The sequence below is a fragment of the Shinella sp. H4-D48 genome, from assembly GCF_022637395.1.
In the GTDB taxonomy this organism is placed as follows: Bacteria; Pseudomonadota; Alphaproteobacteria; order Rhizobiales; family Rhizobiaceae; genus Shinella; species Shinella sedimenti.
In genome coordinates, this window is the sequence record NZ_CP093337.1 from 3,113,035 (window position 1) to 3,131,374 (window position 18,340).

General features: G+C 63.3%; 16 protein-coding genes and 1 tRNA gene. 7 read left to right on the forward strand and 10 right to left on the reverse strand.

What is annotated here, in order from left to right; all coding sequences use genetic code 11:
* Positions 1-19 precede the first annotated feature (19 nt).
* From phoU to phoR, 7 genes are all read right to left on the reverse strand, one after another.
* Positions 20-748, reverse strand: coding sequence for a phosphate signaling complex protein PhoU (gene phoU, locus MNR02_RS15325; protein ID WP_134647811.1), 729 nt, complete (start codon positions 746-748; stop codon positions 20-22).
* Positions 749-798: 50 nt separating this feature from the next.
* The gene (pstB, locus tag MNR02_RS15330; RefSeq protein WP_241600110.1) at positions 799-1,614 is read right to left on the reverse strand and encodes a phosphate ABC transporter ATP-binding protein PstB; all 816 of its coding nucleotides are present in this window, start codon (positions 1,612-1,614) and stop codon (positions 799-801) included.
* 13 nt (positions 1,615-1,627) lie between these two features.
* Entirely contained in the window at positions 1,628-2,956 is a 1,329-nt protein-coding gene (pstA, locus tag MNR02_RS15335; protein WP_241947395.1) for a phosphate ABC transporter permease PstA, read from the reverse strand.
* Positions 2,953-4,437 carry a phosphate ABC transporter permease subunit PstC gene (gene pstC / locus MNR02_RS15340; RefSeq protein ID WP_241947396.1) on the reverse strand — a complete coding sequence of 495 codons (1,485 nt, stop codon included), beginning with the start codon at positions 4,435-4,437 and terminating at the stop codon, positions 2,953-2,955. The genes pstA and pstC overlap by 4 nt, the downstream gene beginning before the upstream one ends.
* A gap of 1 nt (position 4,438) precedes the next feature.
* On the reverse strand, positions 4,439-4,603 hold the full coding sequence (locus MNR02_RS15345; RefSeq protein ID WP_241947397.1) for a hypothetical protein: 165 nt from the start codon (positions 4,601-4,603) through the stop codon (positions 4,439-4,441).
* Positions 4,603-5,637 (reverse strand): PstS family phosphate ABC transporter substrate-binding protein, encoded by a 1,035-nt coding sequence (locus MNR02_RS15350; protein ID WP_241947398.1) that lies wholly within the window; start codon positions 5,635-5,637, stop codon positions 4,603-4,605. Before MNR02_RS15350 ends, MNR02_RS15345 begins: the two co-directional genes overlap by 1 nt.
* 189 nt (positions 5,638-5,826) lie before the next feature.
* A complete protein-coding gene (phoR, locus tag MNR02_RS15355; RefSeq protein WP_371746682.1) occupies positions 5,827-7,125 on the reverse strand; it encodes a phosphate regulon sensor histidine kinase PhoR in 1,299 nt (432 codons plus the stop codon).
* Positions 7,126-7,269: 144 nt separating this feature from the next.
* Here phoR and ppk2 point away from each other — a divergent pair, with 144 nt between their 5' ends.
* The gene (gene ppk2, locus MNR02_RS15360) at positions 7,270-8,151 is read left to right on the forward strand and encodes a polyphosphate kinase 2 (RefSeq protein WP_241947399.1); all 882 of its coding nucleotides are present in this window, start codon (positions 7,270-7,272) and stop codon (positions 8,149-8,151) included.
* A 62-nt stretch (positions 8,152-8,213) separates the two neighbouring features.
* Here the strand turns inward: ppk2 and MNR02_RS15365 are convergent, their stop codons facing one another.
* Positions 8,214-9,347, reverse strand: coding sequence for a biotin transporter BioY (locus MNR02_RS15365; protein WP_241947400.1), 1,134 nt, complete (start codon positions 9,345-9,347; stop codon positions 8,214-8,216).
* 434 nt (positions 9,348-9,781) lie between these two features.
* On the opposite strand from MNR02_RS15365, the gene MNR02_RS15370 reads away from it, so the two are divergent.
* The 4 genes from MNR02_RS15370 to MNR02_RS15385 all read left to right on the forward strand — a co-directional run bounded on the left by MNR02_RS15370 (position 9,782) and on the right by MNR02_RS15385 (position 12,196).
* Positions 9,782-10,744: a nitronate monooxygenase family protein gene (locus tag MNR02_RS15370; protein WP_241947401.1), complete on the forward strand. Its 963-nt coding sequence runs from the start codon at positions 9,782-9,784 to the stop codon at positions 10,742-10,744.
* A gap of 123 nt (positions 10,745-10,867) precedes the next feature.
* A tRNA-Thr gene (locus tag MNR02_RS15375) sits at positions 10,868-10,943 on the forward strand.
* 112 nt (positions 10,944-11,055) lie between these two features.
* Positions 11,056-11,397 carry a hypothetical protein gene (locus MNR02_RS15380; RefSeq protein WP_241947402.1) on the forward strand — a complete coding sequence of 114 codons (342 nt, stop codon included), beginning with the start codon at positions 11,056-11,058 and terminating at the stop codon, positions 11,395-11,397.
* Positions 11,398-11,473: 76 nt separating this feature from the next.
* Positions 11,474-12,196, forward strand: a complete 723-nt coding sequence (locus MNR02_RS15385; RefSeq protein ID WP_241947403.1) for a 3-keto-5-aminohexanoate cleavage protein — start codon at positions 11,474-11,476, stop codon at positions 12,194-12,196.
* Positions 12,197-12,218: 22 nt separating this feature from the next.
* On the opposite strand, the gene MNR02_RS15390 is transcribed toward MNR02_RS15385, so the two are convergent.
* A complete protein-coding gene (locus MNR02_RS15390) occupies positions 12,219-13,364 on the reverse strand; it encodes an AI-2E family transporter (protein ID WP_241947404.1) in 1,146 nt (381 codons plus the stop codon).
* Positions 13,365-13,708: 344 nt separating this feature from the next.
* On the opposite strand from MNR02_RS15390, the gene MNR02_RS15395 reads away from it, so the two are divergent.
* Positions 13,709-15,409: a long-chain-fatty-acid--CoA ligase gene (locus tag MNR02_RS15395; RefSeq protein ID WP_241947405.1), complete on the forward strand. Its 1,701-nt coding sequence runs from the start codon at positions 13,709-13,711 to the stop codon at positions 15,407-15,409.
* 117 nt (positions 15,410-15,526) lie between these two features.
* Positions 15,527-17,152 (forward strand): glucose-6-phosphate isomerase, encoded by a 1,626-nt coding sequence (gene pgi, locus MNR02_RS15400; RefSeq protein WP_241947406.1) that lies wholly within the window; start codon positions 15,527-15,529, stop codon positions 17,150-17,152.
* Positions 17,153-17,214: 62 nt separating this feature from the next.
* Here the strand turns inward: pgi and MNR02_RS15405 are convergent, their stop codons facing one another.
* A complete protein-coding gene (locus MNR02_RS15405) occupies positions 17,215-18,300 on the reverse strand; it encodes a glycosyltransferase family 1 protein (RefSeq protein ID WP_241947407.1) in 1,086 nt (361 codons plus the stop codon).
* Positions 18,301-18,340 lie beyond the last annotated feature (40 nt).

An 18,340-nucleotide genomic window follows, 5' to 3' on the forward strand; every position in this document is an offset into this window, starting at 1 on the left:
GTAGCGAACCCTATCCAGTTTACTCGGAAGCTTCGGAGACATCGGCCGTGACGACGGATGTCGAGGTGTCGTCCTTCGGGCGCTCGCCCTCGGGCTGGGAGCCCGTCGCCATGTAGTAGATGGTTTCGGCGATGTTCGTCGCATGATCGCCGATGCGCTCGATGTTCTTGGCGCAGAACAGGAGATGGGTGCAGGGCGTGATGTTGCGCGGGTCTTCCATCATGTAGGTCAGGAGTTCGCGGAACAGCGAGGTGTAGATCGCATCGATCTCGTCGTCGCGCTCACGGATGGCCTTGGCCTTGTCCACCGAGCGAGTAGCGAAGACATCGAGCACTTCCTTGAGCTGCATCAGCGCCAGTTCGGCCAGATGCTCGAGACCGCGGGCGAGCTTGCGCGGCATGCCCGAGCTCTGAACGGCAATCACGCGCTTGGCAGTGTTCTTGCCGAGATCGCCGACGCGCTCCAGCTCGGCGGCAATGCGGATCGTGCCCATGATTTCGCGCAGGTCCGCCGCCATCGGCTGGCGCTTGGCGATGGTGACGATCGCCTTCTCGTTGATCTGGCGTTCGGCATTGTCGAGGATCACGTCCTCGGAAATGACCTTTTGGGCCAGCGCCGCATCGGCGGAAACAAGGGCGCGAACCGAATCCGCCACCATCTGCTCGGCCGTGCCGCCCATTTCGGAAATGCGGCGGGAGAGATACTTCAGTTCTTCGTCGTAAATCGAGACAATATGGGTCGATGACATCGTTCTGTCCTTAATACACGCGGGTTTCAGGGGCTATGGCGACGAAAGCGTCAGCCGAAGCGGCCCATGATGTAGTCCTGCGTGCGCTGGTCATCCGGGTTGGTGAACATCTTGTCGGTGTCGTTCTCCTCGACGAGGTTGCCGAGGTGGAACATGGCGGTGCGCTGCGACACGCGGGCCGCCTGCTGCATGGAGTGCGTCACGATGACGATCGTGAAATTGGTGCGCAGCTCGTGGATCAGTTCCTCGACCTTGGCGGTGGCGATCGGGTCGAGCGCCGAGCAGGGCTCGTCCATCAGGATGACTTCCGGGCTGACGGCGACGGCGCGTGCGATGCACAGGCGCTGCTGCTGACCACCGGAGAGGCCCGTGCCGCCTTCGTGCAAACGGTCCTTTACCTCGTTCCACAGGCCGGCCTTCTGCAGGCTCTGCTCGACAATGGCGTCCATGTCGGCCTTCGCCTTGGCGAGGCCATGGATGCGCGGACCATAGGCAACGTTCTCGTAGATCGACTTAGGAAACGGGTTCGGCTTCTGGAACACCATGCCGACGCGGGCGCGGAGTTCCACGACGTCGATGTTCGGATCATAGATATCGTCGCTGTCGAGCGTGATGCGGCCGGTCACGCGGCAGCCGTCGATCGTGTCGTTCATGCGGTTGAGCGTGCGCAGGAACGTCGACTTGCCGCAACCCGAAGGGCCGATGAGCGCGGTGACGGTGTTTTCGCGGACGTTGAGGTTCACGTCGTAGAGGGCGCGCTTCTCGCCGTAATAGACCGAAACGTCCTTGCCGATCATCTTGTAGGAAATGTCGTTCATTTGTCTGTCCAGGGCTTTCTCGACTGCTGCTTCTGACATCATGTTCATATGACCGGTCCTTCTACCAGCGTCGTTCGAAACGGCGGCGCAGGAGGATCGCACCGACATTCATGAGGATGAGGAAGATGAGGAGCACGATGATGGCTCCAGACGTGCGCTCCACGAAGGCGCGCTCGGCCTCGTTCGCCCACATGTAGATCTGCACCGGAAGAGCCGTTGCCGGGTCCATAGGCGTTGCCGGGACGTCGGCGACGAAAGCGACCATGCCGATGAGGAGCAGCGGCGCGGTCTCGCCGAGGGCATGGGCAAGGCCGATGATCGTGCCGGTCAGGATGCCGGGCATGGCGAGCGGCAGGACGTGATGGAACACGGTCTGCATCTTGGAGGCACCGAGCCCGAGCGCTGCGGCACGGATCGACGGCGGCACGGCTTTCAGCGCCGCGCGGGTCGCGATGATGATCGTCGGCAGCGTCATGAGGGTCAGCACCAGACCGCCGACCAGCGCCGCCGAGCGCGGAAAGCCGGCAAAGTTGATGAAGACGGCGAGACCGAGCAGACCGTAGACGATGGAAGGTACGGCGGCGAGGTTGTTGATGTTGACCTCGATGAGATCCGTGAAGCGGTTCTTCGGGGCAAACTCTTCGAGATAAATCGAGGCGGCCACGCCGATCGGCAGCGACAGCACCAGCACGATCAGCATCATGTAGAGCGAACCGATGAGGGCGACGCCCACGCCTGCGGCCTCCGGACGGCTCGATGCGCCGTTGGTGAAGAGGCCGGTGTTGAAGTGCTTGGAAAGGGCGCCGCTTTCGGCAAGCTGGTTCATCCAGCCGACCTGCTTGTCGGAGACCTTTCGGTTCGTTTCGGGCACGCTGAGATCGATCTGCCCCTTGAAGGCGGAGTCGAGATCGCCGTGCGCCAGGAAGGTGACTTTCTGCGTCGTGCCGATGATCGACGGATCGGCCGTCACGAGATTGCGCAACTGCACGCGCACGCTGTCGGAAATCATGCCGTTGACGGCTTTCAAGCCGGCGCGGTCGTCTTCGCTGACGCCGAGCACCTTGGCGAGCGCGTTGCGCGCCACAACGGGGTAGTTCGCGGTCACGAGCTTCTGCGGATTGGTGGCGCGCTCGTTGTTCTTGTCGATGATCTGCTGCGAGAACTCGACCGGGATCGTGATCATCGTCTGCTGGAATGCGGTGTAGCCTTTGGAGACGACCGAAAACAGCAGAAGGAAGAGGAACAGGAGGCCGAAGGCGATTGCGGCCATGCCGTAGAAGCGGAAGCGGCGTTCGGCGGCATAGCGGCCACGCAGGCCGATATCGCGGCGTTCGGGCTTGGCGGAGGCGCCGACGGCAGCCATGGAGGGGCTGGTGGAGACCTGGCTCATTCGTACTGCTCCCGGTATTTGCGCACGATGTAGAGGGCGTAGATGTTCAGGCAAAGCGTGATCGCGAACAGCGTGATGCCGAGCGCGAAGGCCACCAGCGTCTGCGGCGAGGTGAATTCGAGGTCCCCAGTCAGCTGGTTGACGATCTTGACCGTCACCGTTGTCATCGGCTCGAACGGATTGAGCTGCATGCGGGCGGCGACACCGGCCGCGAGCACCACGATCATGGTCTCGCCGATGGCGCGCGAGGCAGTCATCAGCAGTGCACCGACAACGCCCGGCAGTGCGGCCGGCATGATGACCCGCTTGATGGTTTCCGAGCGGGTGGCACCGAGACCGAGCGAACCGTCACGCAGGGCGCGCGGCACTGCGGTGATGATGTCGTCCGACAGCGAGGAGACGTAGGGGATGAGCATGATGCCCATCACGATACCGGCCGTCAGAACGCTCTGCGCCTGGATGAAGCTCGCATAGTTGCCCGTGACGAGGCCGTTCAGCTGTGCGGAGATATCGCGCAGGAACGGGCCGACGGTGATAAGGGCGAAGAAGCCGTAGACGATGGTCGGGATGCCCGCGAGCACTTCGAGCAGCGGCTTGGCGATGGAACGCACGGTCCGCGAGGCGTATTCCGACATGTAGATGGCGGCGAAGAGACCGACCGGCACGGCGACCAGCATGGCGACGAAGCCGATATAGAGCGTGCCTGCAAGCAACGGGATCAGGCCGAACTGACCGGCCGACGCCGTGGCGCCCGCTGCGGCGAAGCGCGGATCCCAGGTCGTTCCGAAGAAGAATTCCCAGGCCGGAACCATGTTGAAGAAGTGGATGGCTTCCGTCGCCATGGAGGCCACAATGCCGACCGTCGTCAGGATCGCGATGGAGGACGCCGCGATGAGGCTGACCAGCATCACACCCTCCACGCGGTTGCGAGCGCGGAACTTCGGCGCAATGGCGCGATAGGAGAGGAAAGCGCCGGCAAGGGCCGCGATGATGACGAGGATCGACAGGAAGGTGCTGCTCGCCTGCGTCATGCGGTTGAGATCGTCGGCGGATGTCAGCATGTACGGCGCCGGATCGGCCGCAAGCGGAACACCCTTGGCAGCCAGAACGGTGCGGGCGGTCGCGCTGTCCTGGAACATCGCTTCGCGCTCCTGGGCCGACAGCGTGTTCAGGCCGCGCGAAATGGCGCCGATCATGTTGTAGGCGAGGTTCTGCTCGGCCTGCGACGTGGCCTTGACCTCTTCAGGAAAGCCGCCGCGAACCGTCGAGCTGATGTAGATCGGGCTTGCGATGATCCAGACCAGTATCACGACGAGAGCCGGCAGGATCGACCAGATGGCGACGAAGGAACCGTAGTAGCCCGGACGCGAATGCAGGCTCGAGAGCTTGCCGCCGGCAAGCGCGTTGGCGCGCCAGCTTCCGAAAAGATAGCCCGCCACGCCGATCACGGCGATGATGAGCAAAAGAAAGGAAATACTCATTTTAGGAAAGTCTCCTGGCGAGATCATCCGCCCTGAGCGTGCCAAATCGCTCGCCCCGACCGTTCGACTGGGCGCCCCATTCCCGGTCGAAGAACATGACGTGGGCGTCGCCGCCCGAAAGCCAGAGGTCGCCGCGGCGCAAACCGCCGCGGCGACCCAAGGTCATTACATGATCTTGCCGTCAGCGAAGGCCTTGCGGATTTCTTCCCGCTCGGCTTCCGGAGCGGCAACGAGGCCGTATTCCGCCAGCGGAGAGTCGGGGCCGATCATGTCGTCGCTCGTGAAGAACTCGACATATTCCTTCAGGCCAGGGATGACGCCGAGATGCGCCTTCTTGACGTAGAAGAACAGCGGGCGCGAAACCGGGTATTCGCCGGAAGCGATCGTCTCGGTCGACGGAACGATACCGTTGACGGTGGCGACCTTCAGCTTGTCGGCATTGTTTTCGTAGAAGGACAGGCCAAAGACGCCGATGCCGGACTTGTTGGCAGCGATACGGGCCAGCGTTTCGGTGTAGTCACCGTCAATATCGACGGCCAGGCCGTCCTTGCGAACGGCAACACACTTGGCGTGCTGTTCCTTTTCGTCGGAAACGGCCGCCTTGATCGCGTCAAGCGCGCCGGCATCCTTGCAACCGGCGGCCAGGATCTTTTCTTCGAAGACTTCGCGCGTGCCGTGCTTTTCGCCCGGGATGTAGGCGGCGATTTCGGCGTCCGGAAGGTCCTTGTTGACTTCCGACCACTTCTTGTAGGGATTGGCGACCAGCTTGCCGTCAACGACGACTTCAGCGGCGAGGCCGAGATAGAGATCCTTCGGAACCAGCTTCAGATCGGCATTGCCGCTGTCGGTTGCAAAGACGATGCCGTCATAGCCGATCTTCACTTCCTGGATTTCAGTGACGCCAGCGGCCTTGCAGGCCTCGACTTCGCTTTCCTTGATCGGACGCGAAGAGTTGGCGACGTCGATGGTGTTCGGGCCGACGCCCTTGCAGAATTCCTTCAGGCCGCCGGAAGAGCCGCCGGATTCGACGATCGGGGTCTTGAAGTCCGGATAGGTCTCGGCGAACGTCTCGGCGACGATCTTGGCATAGGGAAGAACGGTGGAGGAGCCGGCGATCTGGACCTGGTCGCGCGCAACGGCAACGCCTGCGAATGCGGCGGAGGCTACAAGCGCCGCAACTGTGAGCTTAAGAGATTTCATCTGGGTTCTCCCGAAGAGGACATATGTGGGAAGCGCTCGTCTGGCGCTCTCTGCCGCTGACCGGCGGCTTCTCTCTACGCCCCGATCGCCATCCCTTTTATGTCAGTTTCGCGAAACATTTGTGACAGTGTAAACACCTGAAAATAATCGCTTATTCCAGACAGGACCGATACGTCGTGACAGTTTGTGTCAGAACTTGACCGTGAATACGGTTCCCTTGCCCACCTCGGACCGCACCACGAGGCGTGCCTTGTGGCGGGTAAGGATATGCTTGGCGATCGCAAGCCCAAGGCCCGTGCCTTTCTTGGACCGGCTGGCCTCGACATTAACCCGGTAGAAACGTTCTGTGATGCGCGGCACATGTTCAGGAGGAATGCCGGGGCCGTAATCCTTGACGGAAACCTCGACGGGCGCCCCGCCCGTGCCGCCGGAGAGCGCCACGTCGACGCGCTTGCCATCCTGGCCATATTTGCAGCCGTTCTCGATGAGGTTCTCGAAAACCTCGACGAGTTCGTCCCGCTCGCCCGCGACGAGAACGGGATGGGCGGGCAGGTCGAGCACGATGTCGACGCCGAGCTCCGAGGCCAGCGGCTGCAGACTGTCGCGAACATGGGCGATCAACGGTACGAGATCGACGGTTTGATCGGGCGCAACATTCGACCGCAACTCGAGGCGTGAAAGCGACAGGAGGTCATCGACAAGCCGGCTCATGCGCGTGGCCTGTTCATGCATGATGCCAAGGAAGCGCTCGTGGGCCTTGGCATCGTTTTTTGCAGGGCCTTGCAGCGTTTCGATAAAGCCGCGCAGCGAGGCGAGCGGTGTGCGCAGTTCATGGCTGGCATTGGCGATGAAATCGGACCGCATGCGATCGATACGGCGGGCCTGCGAGACATCGCGGAAGGTCAGGAGCCAGAGCGGTTCGCCGGATTTTTCGGCCAGAGGGGCAATACGGACCACATAGACCGTCTCGGACGGCAGGCGCTCGGCATGCTCCGTTTCGCGCGGCTGGCCTGTCGCGAGGGCTTCGCGGACCATGTCGAGGATGCCGGGTGCGCGGATGCGCCCTGCAAGATCGCTTCCGAGCGGAATAGCCCCGAAGACCGCCTCTGCGGCACGGTTCTGCAGTCTGACGGTCTCGCGGGCGGAAATCAGCAGAGCCGGCGCATCCAGCGCGCCCAGGACGGCGGCGATGGCCGACAGATCGTCCTGCCCGGCAGCGACGGCATCGTTTTCGGGCACCGCAACAGCCGGCACCGCCATGGTGCGCGCATTGCCTTCGGCGGCGCGCCGGTCGGTTCGCACCAGGCCGGCAATGACGAGCAGGAGCACGGTGAAGGACACCCAGCCCAGATGCAGGCCGGCAAGCCACATCACGAAGCCGACAAAGATGGCCGAGGCGATCAGAACGCGTTCGCCCCACAGTTGCGTTGCCAGCCAGCCGAGGACCGTCCGCTGATCCGTCACCGCCACCCATTCCCTTGCAAGCATCTCAGCCTCCGCGCCCCGCCGATTCTCGATGGATAGCGCGATTTCATGACATGTTTTTCACGGTGCGCTTGAATTCGCAATGCGCTTATGGCCACCTTTCGAAGAAGCGGCGCGCGCCGCGGTCTGTACCCGAAGGAGCAAACGATGGCGGAAGTGGCCGAAAACCGGTCTGTCGAACTGGATATCAACGGCAAGAAGCGGGTGTTCGACATCGACAATCCCGTGCTGCCCGACTGGATCGAGGAGAAGGCCTTCGGCTCCGACGACTATCCCTATGAAAAGAAGCTCGACAACAAGGAATACGAGAAGACGCTAAAGCTGCTCCAGATCGAACTGGTCAAGGTACAGTTCTGGCAACAGAAGACCGGAAAACGCATCATGGCCGTGTTCGAGGGCCGGGACGCGGCCGGCAAGGGCGGCGCGATCCATGCGACCATGTCCTACATGAACCCGCGCTCCGCGCGCATCGTCGCGCTCACCAAACCCACCGAGACCGAGCGCGGCCAATGGTATTTCCAGCGCTATGTCGCCACCTTCCCCACATCGGGCGAATTCGTGCTGTTCGACCGCTCCTGGTACAACCGCGCCGGCGTCGAACCGGTCATGGGCTTCTGCACGCCCGAGCAATACGAACGCTTCCTCAAGGAAACGCCGCGCTTCGAGAAGATGATCGTTTCGGACGATATCCATCTCTTCAAGTTCTGGCTCAATATCGGCCGGGAGATGCAGCTGAAACGGTTTCACGATCGCCAGCACGATCCGCTCAAGGTCTGGAAGCTCTCGCCGATGGACATTGCCGCGCTCAACAAGTGGGACGACTACACACAAAAGCGCGACCGGATGCTGAAGGAGACGCATTCGGACCACGCGCCCTGGACCGTGATCCGCGCCAACGACAAGCGGCGCGCGCGCATCAACCTGATCCGCCACATCCTCAAGACGCTCGACTATGACGGCAAGGACAAGAAGGCGATCGGCGAGATCGATGACAAGATCGTCGGCACGGGGGCCGACTTCGTAAAGTAGGCCGACGAAAATCTGCGAAGGCGCGGGACCGTCCCGCGCCTTACCGCGATTCGGTCCGCTGCTTATTCACCCGGCAGAATACGAACGGCGTAAAGGTTCACGCTCGCGCCGCCGCCGGCAATGTCGCTGTTGAGCAGCAGATGGCCCGGCTCGCTCGGCGAAAGCGAGCGGTCGAACTCCACCTGAAACAGAATATCCGTGCGCTCCGACACCGTGAAGCGATGACGCCCGCAGCCGCCCATGGTGGAGAAATCGCATTCCACGGCCACCTGCACCGGCTTGTCACCGGCAGCCTGCACGGTAAGCGCGATCGTCGAGGTTTTGCCGCCCATCTCGCCCAGAACCTCCGGCGATACCTCTATCTGCACCGCGCCGGCACGCTCCGGGTTTGTCGAGGTGATGCGCACAGCCTGCCCGTCGCTGGTGCTGACCGATTCGAAACGTCCGGCCGCGCCGGCGGAAAGCTTTGCGACATCGCCCGGCGCGAAGACCGAGCGCCAATCGGAGGTGAAGCGGCTTTGCGTGTCGAGCGCCTTCTTGATCGGGTCCTCGCCGGAGAAATCCTCCGCCGAAACCCGCGCCGGCGGCCTGGAGTCGTCCTGCAGGTCATCCAGCAGGCCGCTCGACCGCACCCACCAGGCAAGCGCGCCGAATGCCGCGATGAGCGTTGCGAGCACGAGAAGGAAGGAGAACAGCCGCCCCCGGCGCTTGCGCGCCTTGGCGACGCGCTCCGGGCGGAAATCGGAGGGCTGGCTAGCAGAGGCGGCAGTCGCCGTCGTCGTCGTCGAACCGCCTTCACCGAGACGCTCCATGCGCTCGGGACGTATCGCGCCCATATCGCCTTCCGGCGCCCTGCGCTCCGGCTCGATGCGCGGCTCGGCATCCAGCGTCGGCTCACGGCGGATATCACGCTCGGCGCGCATCTCCGGTTCGGGCCGCATCTCGACCCGCGGCTCCGCCCGGACCTCGCGTGCGGCGGCACCGGCCTGCGCTCGCTCTTCCGTCTCGATTTGGCGGATCGTCGCCTCGAGCCGATGGCGTTGCGCGGCCACCGCCTCAGGATCGTTGATGTCCTGCTTGCGCAGGCCCGCCTCCAGGGCGTTGCGCGCCGACTGGTAGATGCGTGCGCGCACCTCGGCATTGGCGCGTTCCGAGCGCGCCAGCGCGTTTCTGATTGCCGCTTCCAGTCCGCTCACGTCCGATCCTTCTCGGCGACCGCTCCCCGCCGCGGTCAAACACATCTGTGGAAAGAGCTTCACTTTCCGGCTTTTGTTGGTTTTTGCGTAACGTTTGACGAGAATTTTCGCAAGTCTCGGCAGCCGAACCGCCCTCCTTCTCCGGGGATAAGCTGCGCTGGAGCCCGCAGCACGCGAGCCGCCATCGCTCCAAGCCGCCACAAACGCGAATCGGGTTGGGCGCGCAGCGGATCGGTTCAGCGGGATCACACCGGCGCGATCACGCCGGCCACATCGCCAGAGAGCCCAGATCGGCGAGGCACGGCGCTTGCCGGTGCTCTCGGGCCTGCTACCGACTAACGCCCCTTTACCCGTCCGCCTTCAACCTCTTTTCACGGCGCATTCCCACTGCTATCCTTTTGACGTTTTCGTAAACGTCAAAGAAGGACGTCTTCATGGCCCTGCCCGCGATCCTCAAGGACAAGCTGCGCCTGCCCGTTGTCGCGGCACCGCTCTTCATCATCTCGCACCCTGCACTGACCATCGCGCAATGCAAGGCCGGGGTGGTCGGCGCCTTTCCCGCGCTCAACGCGCGCCCGGAATCGCAGCTCGACGAGTGGCTGGCCGAGATCACGGAAGCCCTTGCGGCGCATGATGCGAAACACCCCGATCGCCCGGCCGCGCCATTTGCCGTCAACCAGATCGTCCACCGCTCCAACAAGCGGCTGGAGCACGATCTCGCGATGTGCGTGAAGTACAAGGTGCCCATCGTCATTTCCTCGCTGGGGGCGGTGCCTGAAGTGAACGCTGCGATCCACTCCTATGGCGGCATCGTGCTGCATGACGTCATCAACAATCGCCATGCAAGCTCCGCGATCCGCAAGGGCGCCGACGGCCTGATCGCCGTCGCAGCCGGTGCGGGCGGCCATGCGGGCACGCTCTCGCCCTTCGCACTCGTCCAGGAAATCCGCGCATGGTTCGACGGCCCGCTGCTGCTTTCCGGTGCCATTTCCACCGGCGGCGCCATTCTTGCGGCCCAGGCGATGGGCGCCGACATGGCCTATATCGGCTCGCCCTTCATCGCCACGACAGAAGCCCGCGCCAGCGATGCCTACAAGCAGATGATCGTCGACAGCGCCGCCGCCGACATCGTCTATTCCAACTATTTCACCGGCATTCACGGCAACTACCTGAAACCCTCCATCGCCGCCGCCGGCATGGACCCGGATCACCTGCCGGAGGCCGATCCCTCGAAAATGGATTTCGAGACGGCAACATCAGGGGCCAAAGCGTGGAAGGACATCTGGGGCTGCGGCCAGGGCATCGGCGCCGTCCAGTCCGTTACCCCGACGGCCGAACTCGTCGCGCGCCTGGAGCGGGAATATGCCGCCACCAAGGCCCGCATCGCTGCCGGCTGAAGCGGGCGCGCACCAGATGGCGCGGGGAAAAATGCGGAAGTTGAAACTCACCGCTTGAAATCTCCGCGCATAGCGGTTATCAGCGCACCCATTCCGGTCCCGGCACGCTTCGGGACCATGAAGGCCGCTTTAGCTCAGTTGGTAGAGCACGTCATTCGTAATGACGGGGTCACGTGTTCGAGTCACGTAAGCGGCACCATCTTCCTCCCCAAAACATTTATGATTTCGACTTGCCGTCAGGCAGACGCAGTTGGTGGTTAAATCCGGTAAACTGTTAGACTCGATCGTCCCCTTTACAGGAGCCTCCTCGTATGAGCGACACCTGCCCTATTCCCACGCCTGAACAACGGCGCGCCAACGATATCGTGGAGAATGCCCAGGCGCGGATGATGGATGCCGTCCTGGCAGCGGTTGAGGGTGCTGCGCGAGAGGTGGAGGAGGCCTGGAAAAGCGACCAGACGTCAGAGGCTCCACCGCCGCAGGACTATTTTGCCGCCGTCGTGCACCAACGCATGTTCCTGCTTCTGTGCGGCGCCGATGCCGAGCGTATGACGGGTGGCGACCCTGTCATCGCGGGCCATCTCATCGGCAATCAGCAGAAAATCGTCGAGCATTACTGGACAGCGAAAGGCGGGAAGGACGCCGCCCCCTGAAACATCCTAGCGGGGCCCCGCCACCTTGCGAACCGTGCGGACGCCGCTAGACTGACGCAGTTACACGGAGCTTGCGATGATCGTACAGGCCTGTTTGAACGGGGCACGGCCCCACGACTACCATGCGCGCTTGCCCACTACCGCAGACGCCATGGCCGCCGACGGCGCGGGCTGTATTGCGGCGGGCGCGGCTGAGTTGCACATCCACCCGCGCGGTGCCGACGGACGCGAAAGCCTGGCGGCCAACGATGAAACGATGCTGGCCGTGCGACGCGCCTGCCCGAGAACGCTCATCGGCGTATCGACGGGCGCCTGGATCGAGGGCGACGTGGAGCGGACGCGGGACTGCATCTCCCGCTGGCGCGTGCTGCCCGACTATGCCTCGGTCAATCTGTCGGAGCCGGATGCGCCCGCCGTCATCGGATTGCTGCATCATATCGGTGTCGGCGTGGAGGCGGGGCTGGCCACCATTGCCGATGCCGAACGGTTCGCTTCACTTGCAGACAGCCACCGCATCTTTCGCATCCTCATAGAGATCGAGGAGCAGGATTTCGCCAGGGCCGATGCGATTGCCGATGGTATCGAGCGCGTTCTTGCAAGCGCCAATATTGTCCGGCCGATCCTGCTTCACGGTTTCGACGCGACTGTCTGGCACTTCGTTGCACAGGCACACCGGAAACACTGGTCCACCCGCATCGGATTGGAAGACGGGCGCCTGCTCGTGAACGGCGAACAGGCATCCGGAAATGCCGAACTGGTCGGCGCGGCCGCTGCCATCTATCGCCGAAGCGCAGCGTAAACGACGCGGCAAAACTGCATCGTCAGCTGGCGTTGCGCCCACGTTCAGGCAGGTCCGGCGTCTGCGGGCGGGCGTCCAGGCGGATTGCGGCGGGCGGATCCGTGGCCTCGATCTCCCGAATCCATTCACGCCAGATCGCGACCAGCAGCGCCATCAGCACGGGGCCGATGAACAGGCCGAGGAAGCCCATGGTTTTCACGCCGCCGATCAGGCCGAAGAAGGTCGGCAGGAAGGGCAGCTTGATCGGACCACCGACGAGGCGCGGCCGCAGCGTCTTGTCGACGATGAAGAGTTCCACCGAGCCCCAGATGAACAGCGCGAGGCCGGCGATGGGCGAGCCGCTGGACACGAGATAGATCGAGACCAGCGTGAAGGAGAGCGGCGCGCCGCCCGGAAACAGCGCCATGACGCCGGTGAGAACGCCAAGCGTGACGGCCGAGGGCACGCCAGCGATCCAGTAGGCGACGCCAAGCACGATACCCTCGCCGATGGCGATCAGCGTCATGCCCGTGACGGTGGAGCTGATGGTAGCGGGAACAATGCGCGAGATGCGCTCCCAGCGCATCGGCAGGATACGCTCGCCGAGACGATCCACCTGGGCGGCGAAGGACTGGCCATCGCGATAGATGAAAAACAGGGCAATCAGCATGAACAGCATGGCGAGCAGGAGGCCGAAGGCCTTGCCGCCGGCCGCAAGGGCCACGCGGTAGATGTTGCCGATATTGGCGCCGCTGACGATCTGCGTCAGTTCGCCGATGGCGCCGGGATGATCGAGGAAGCGCGTCCACTGCATATCGAGCCAGCCGCCGATGACAGGCAGCGCGCCGATCCAGTCCGGCGTAGGCGCGCCCGTGCGATTGGTCTCGACCGCCCAGCCGATCCACTCGCGGATTTCGTGGAAGGCATAGGTCGACGCGATCATGATCGGCCCGATGATGAAGCCGAGAATGAGGAGGATCGCGATGGAGGCGGCGAGCGTGCGGTTGCCATTGACCTGTGCGAGCAGGCGCGAATAGAGCGGCCAGCTGGCGAAGGCAATGACGAGGGCCGCCAGAACCGGGACCACGAAACCATGGAAGAAGTAAATGCCGGCCAGCACGACGAGGACAAGCAGCCAGCGCGCCGCCGATGTCGGCGAGATGAGCGCCGCTCCGCTCGGGCGCGCCATACCGATCAGCCGGGGCTCATTTCTGCGATGTTCCGATTGCGGCAAACTCGTCTACTCCATTGGGGCCGTGCAGGCCGGGCCTCTAGATAAGGTCTATCCGAAGAATGTTAAACATATACGTGGTTTTTTCATCGCTGGCGTGGTGAGACGCCGCAGCCGGGCGGCCTCACGAAAAAGCTATCGGGCACGAGACGGGCGATTGTTGACGTTTACGTCAATGTAAGATAGCCATGGTGCTTGATGGCGCCCGCCAAAAGCATCATCTTGTTCGCACCGGACGGTTGGAGGACCATGCGGTGACCGCAGGACGGACGATGCCCCACGCGCCCACGAGGAGGAACCCCATGTCGGCCATTGAACAGAAGCCATCCACCGAAGCGTCCGGCCGTTTCTGGCTTGCCTCCTATCCCGAGGGCATGGCCGAAACGATCGCACCGCTTGGCCATTCATCGATCGGCGCTCTGGTGGAAAGCTGCTGCGCCCGCTTCGCCGACCGCCCGGCCTTCACCAGCATGGGCAAGACGCTCACCTTCCGCGACTTCGACGCAGCCTCCAAAAAGGTCTCGGTCTGGCTGCAGGCGCAGGGGCTGGAAAAGGGCGACCGCGTCGCGGTCATGATGCCCAATATCCTTCAGAACCCGGTTGTGATCTTCGGTATTCTGCGCGCCGGTCTCGTCGTGGTCAATGTCAATCCGCTCTACACGCCGCGCGAGCTGGAACACCAGCTGAAGGATTCGGGCGCCAAGGCGCTGTTCGTGCTGGAGAATTTCGCCGGCACCGTGGCACAGGTCGTCGCGCGCACCGCCGTTCGCCACGTCGTCGTCACGACGATGGGCGACATGCTCGGTCTGAAAGGGCTGATCGTCAATCTCGTGGTGCGCAGGATCAAGAAGCTCGTGCCCGCGTGGTCGCTTCCGGGACACACACCTTTCAAGCAGGTCATGAGCCAGGGGGCGCAAAACAGCCTGAAGCCGGTGGGCATTTCGCCTGGCGATACGGCCTTCCTGCAATATACCGGCGGCACGACGGGTATATCCAAGGGGGCGACACTCACCCATGCCAACCTGCTTTCCAACATGGAGCAGATCAAGCTGTGGATCGAGCCGGTCTTCCGCATCAAGAAGCGGCCCGAGCAGCTCGTCTTCGTCTGTGCGTTGCCGCTCTACCATATCTTCGCACTCACCGTGAACGGGCTGATGGGCATCGCGCTCGGCGGCCACAACGTGCTGATCGCCAATCCGCGCGACATCCCGGCCTTCATCAAGGAACTGGGCAAGTACCGCGTCCACATCTTTCCCGGCCTCAACACGCTGTTCAATGCCATGATGAACAACCCCGACTTCGAGAAGCTGGACTTCTCCGAGCTCGTGCTGACGCTCGGCGGCGGCATGGCGGTGCAGCGGCCGGTTGCGGAGCGCTGGCAGAAGATCACGGGCTGCGCGGTGACCGAAGGCTACGGCCTGTCGGAAACCTCGCCGGTCGCCACCGCGAACCGCTTCGACAGCCCCGATTTCACCGGCACGATCGGCCTGCCACTACCCTCCACCGATATCGAGATCCGCGACGACGAGGGCAAGACGCTGGCGCTCGGCGAGGTCGGCGAGATCTGCATTCGCGGGCCGCAGGTCATGGCCGGCTACTGGCAGCGGCCAGACGAGACGGCAAAGGTGATGACGCCGGACGGCTTCTTCCGCTCCGGCGATGTCGGCTTCATGACCTCGGAAGGCTATACCAAGATCGTCGACCGCAAGAAGGACATGATCCTCGTCTCCGGCTTCAACGTCTTCCCCAACGAAGTGGAGGAAGTGGCCATGTCGCTGGCCGGCGTGCTGGAATGCGCGGCAATCGGCGTGCCCGACGAACATTCCGGCGAGGCCGTGAAACTCTTCGTCGTCAAGAAGGACGAGGCCCTGACGGAGGCCGACGTGAAGGCCCATTGCGTCGCCAACCTGACAAACTACAAGCGGCCGAAATTCATCGAATTCCGCGCCGACCTTCCGAAATCCAATGTCGGAAAGATCCTGCGCAAGGACCTCCGGGGCTGACACAGCCCCGGTTAAACCGATTTAATTTTTTCGCGGAAGGCGCGTTTGCGGTCTTGATTTGCGCCCTCCAAAGCGACTAGCTAACCGGCATCGTCCCAAGGCCCGAGGAACACGCCGATGAACGCGCTTGTCGAAAAGCTGAAATCCATCGTTCGCGAGACCAATGCCACAGACATAAGGGCGGCCTTCGCGGCCGATCCGCAACGGTTCTCCCGCTACAGCATCACAGTCGAAGATTTTCTCTTTGATTTCTCCAAATGCGCGGTGAACGACGCCGTGCTGGACGGCTTGGAAGAGCTTGCCCGAAACGCCGGCGTCGAGACGAAGCGCGACGCGATGTTTGCGGGCGAGATCATCAACATCACCGAAGAGCGCGCCGTGCTGCATACGGCGCTGCGCAACCGCGCCAACACGCCCGTCCTCGTCGAGGGCAAGGATGTCATGCCCGACGTCAATGCCGTGCTTGATGCCATGGGTGCGTTTTCCGACGGCGTGCGCTCCGGCGCCCTGAAAGGCGCGAAGGGCAAGAAGATCACGGACGTCGTCAATATCGGCATCGGCGGCTCGGACCTCGGCCCCGTCATGGCGACGCTGGCGCTGGCACCCTATCACGACGGCCCGCGCCTGCACTTCGTTTCCAATATCGACGGCGCGCATATCGCCGATACGCTGAAGCTGCTCGACGCGGAAACGACGCTCTTCATCGTCGCGTCCAAGACCTTCACCACCATCGAGACGATGACCAATGCCGCGACGGCGCGCAGGTTCATCGCCGACGCGCTGGGCGAGGCCGCGGTCGGCAGCCACTTCTGCGCGGTCTCGACGGCGCTCGACAAGGTCGCGGCCTTCGGCATCGGCGCCGAACGCGTCTTCGGCTTCTGGGACTGGGTCGGCGGGCGCTACTCGATCTGGTCGGCCATCGGCCTGCCGCTGATGATCGCTATCGGCAAGGAGAACTTTGCCGATTTCCTGGCGGGCGGCCATGCCATCGACACCCATTTCCGCACCGCGCCGATCCGCGAAAACATCCCCATGCTGCTCGGCCTGATCGGCTATTATCACCGCAACGTGCTGGATTACCCCTCGCGCGCGATCCTGCCCTATGACCAGCGGCTGTCGCGTTTCCCGGCCTATCTTCAGCAGCTCGACATGGAATCGAACGGCAAGTCGGTGACGATGGATTCCACGCCCGTCGAAGGCCAGACCGGCCCGGTCGTTTGGGGCGAACCCGGCACGAACGGCCAGCACGCCTTCTACCAGCTGATCCATCAGGGCACGGCCATCATTCCGGCCGAATTCATGATCGCGGCCAACGGCCACGAGAAGAGCCTGCGCCACCAGCACCAGCTGCTGATCGCCAATTGCCTGGCGCAGTCCGAAGCGCTGATGAAGGGCCGCACTTTCGCCGAGGCCAAGGCGCAGCTCACCGCCAAGGGCATGGACGAGGCGAAGGCCGACCGGATCGCGCCGCACCGCGTTTTCTCCGGCAACCGCCCGTCGATCACCATGGTCCACGACAGCCTGACGCCCTTCGCGCTCGGCCGGCTGATCGCGCTCTACGAGCATCGTGTGTTCGTCGAAGGCGCGCTCTTCAACATCAACTCGTTCGACCAGTGGGGCGTGGAGCTGGGCAAGGAGCTCGCGACGGGCCTACTGCCAGTCGTCGAGGGTAAGGAGAGTGCCGCAGGCCACGATTCCTCGACCGCCGGCCTTGTCACCGCACTGCTGAGGGCGGCGAAGTAATCCGGCTTTCTGTTTTGCCGCATTGTCCGATGCCGAAGCGATCCCGCTTCGCCTGGAAATGCCTAGCGAAGGCTGAAGCGGCGTGCCGCGAAGGAACCGCGCGGCACGCGGGCGAGATTGCCCAGAAACTCCAGCGCGCAGGCACGCCAGCTGTAGGTCGCGGCCCGGCTGAGCGCGACATCCTTGGGGATGTCGAGAGCGGCGAGTGCTGCTTCACGCAGATCTTCCGAAAGAACGCCGGCATCACCCAACACGTCGCGCGGGGCCGTCACCGGGAACGCGGCGACGGGAACGCCGCTGGCAAGCGCCTCGAGCATGACATTGCCGAACGTATCCGTGCGGCTCGGGAAGACGAAGACATCGGCCGAGGCGTAGACGCGCGCCAAATCCTCGCCGGTCTTGCGGCCGAGGAAGTGCACATCGGGATAACGCTGGCGCAGAATGGCGAGATCAGGCCCATCGCCGACCACGACCTTGCTGCCTGGCAGGTCGAGACCTAGGAAGGCCGGAAGGTTCTTCTCCACCGCGACACGCCCGACATTGAGAAAGATCGGTCTTGGCAGTCCGAGATCGCGACGTTTGGCGGGATCAAACAGCTTGGTATCCACGCCGCGCGACCAGCGCTTGATGCGCACGAAACCGCGCGCCGCCATTTCCGTGCCGAGCGACTTCGTCGCCACCATCATGCCTTCACCGGCATTGTGGAAACGGCGCAGCCACCAGTAGCTCCAGCTTTCGGGAATGGGCAGGCGGGCGCTGATGAATTCAGGAAAACGCGTGTGATAGGCCGTCGTGAAGGGCAGCCTGCGGCTGAGACAGGCACGGCGCGCCGCCATGCCGAGCGGGCCCTCGGTGGCTATGTGGATATAGTCGGGCGCGATTGCCTCGATCTCGGCCAGCACGCGCCGCGAGGAGGCAAGCGCCAGCCGAATTTCGGGGTAGGACGGCAGCGGGACGGTCGCGAACTTTTCCGGCGTGAGGAAGACGACCTCGACCCCCTCCTCCGCCATGGACCGCGCCAGTTCCTCCAGCGTGTGCACGACGCCGTTCAGCTGTGGGCGCCAGGCATCGGTGACGACGAGCACGGTGGACGCCCGGCCATTTGTCGGGACAGGTACAAGCGAATCTGAAGCAGTGTGATCGAGCATGGCCCCTTTTGACCATGCCGCGATGACAGGGGGATGAAGG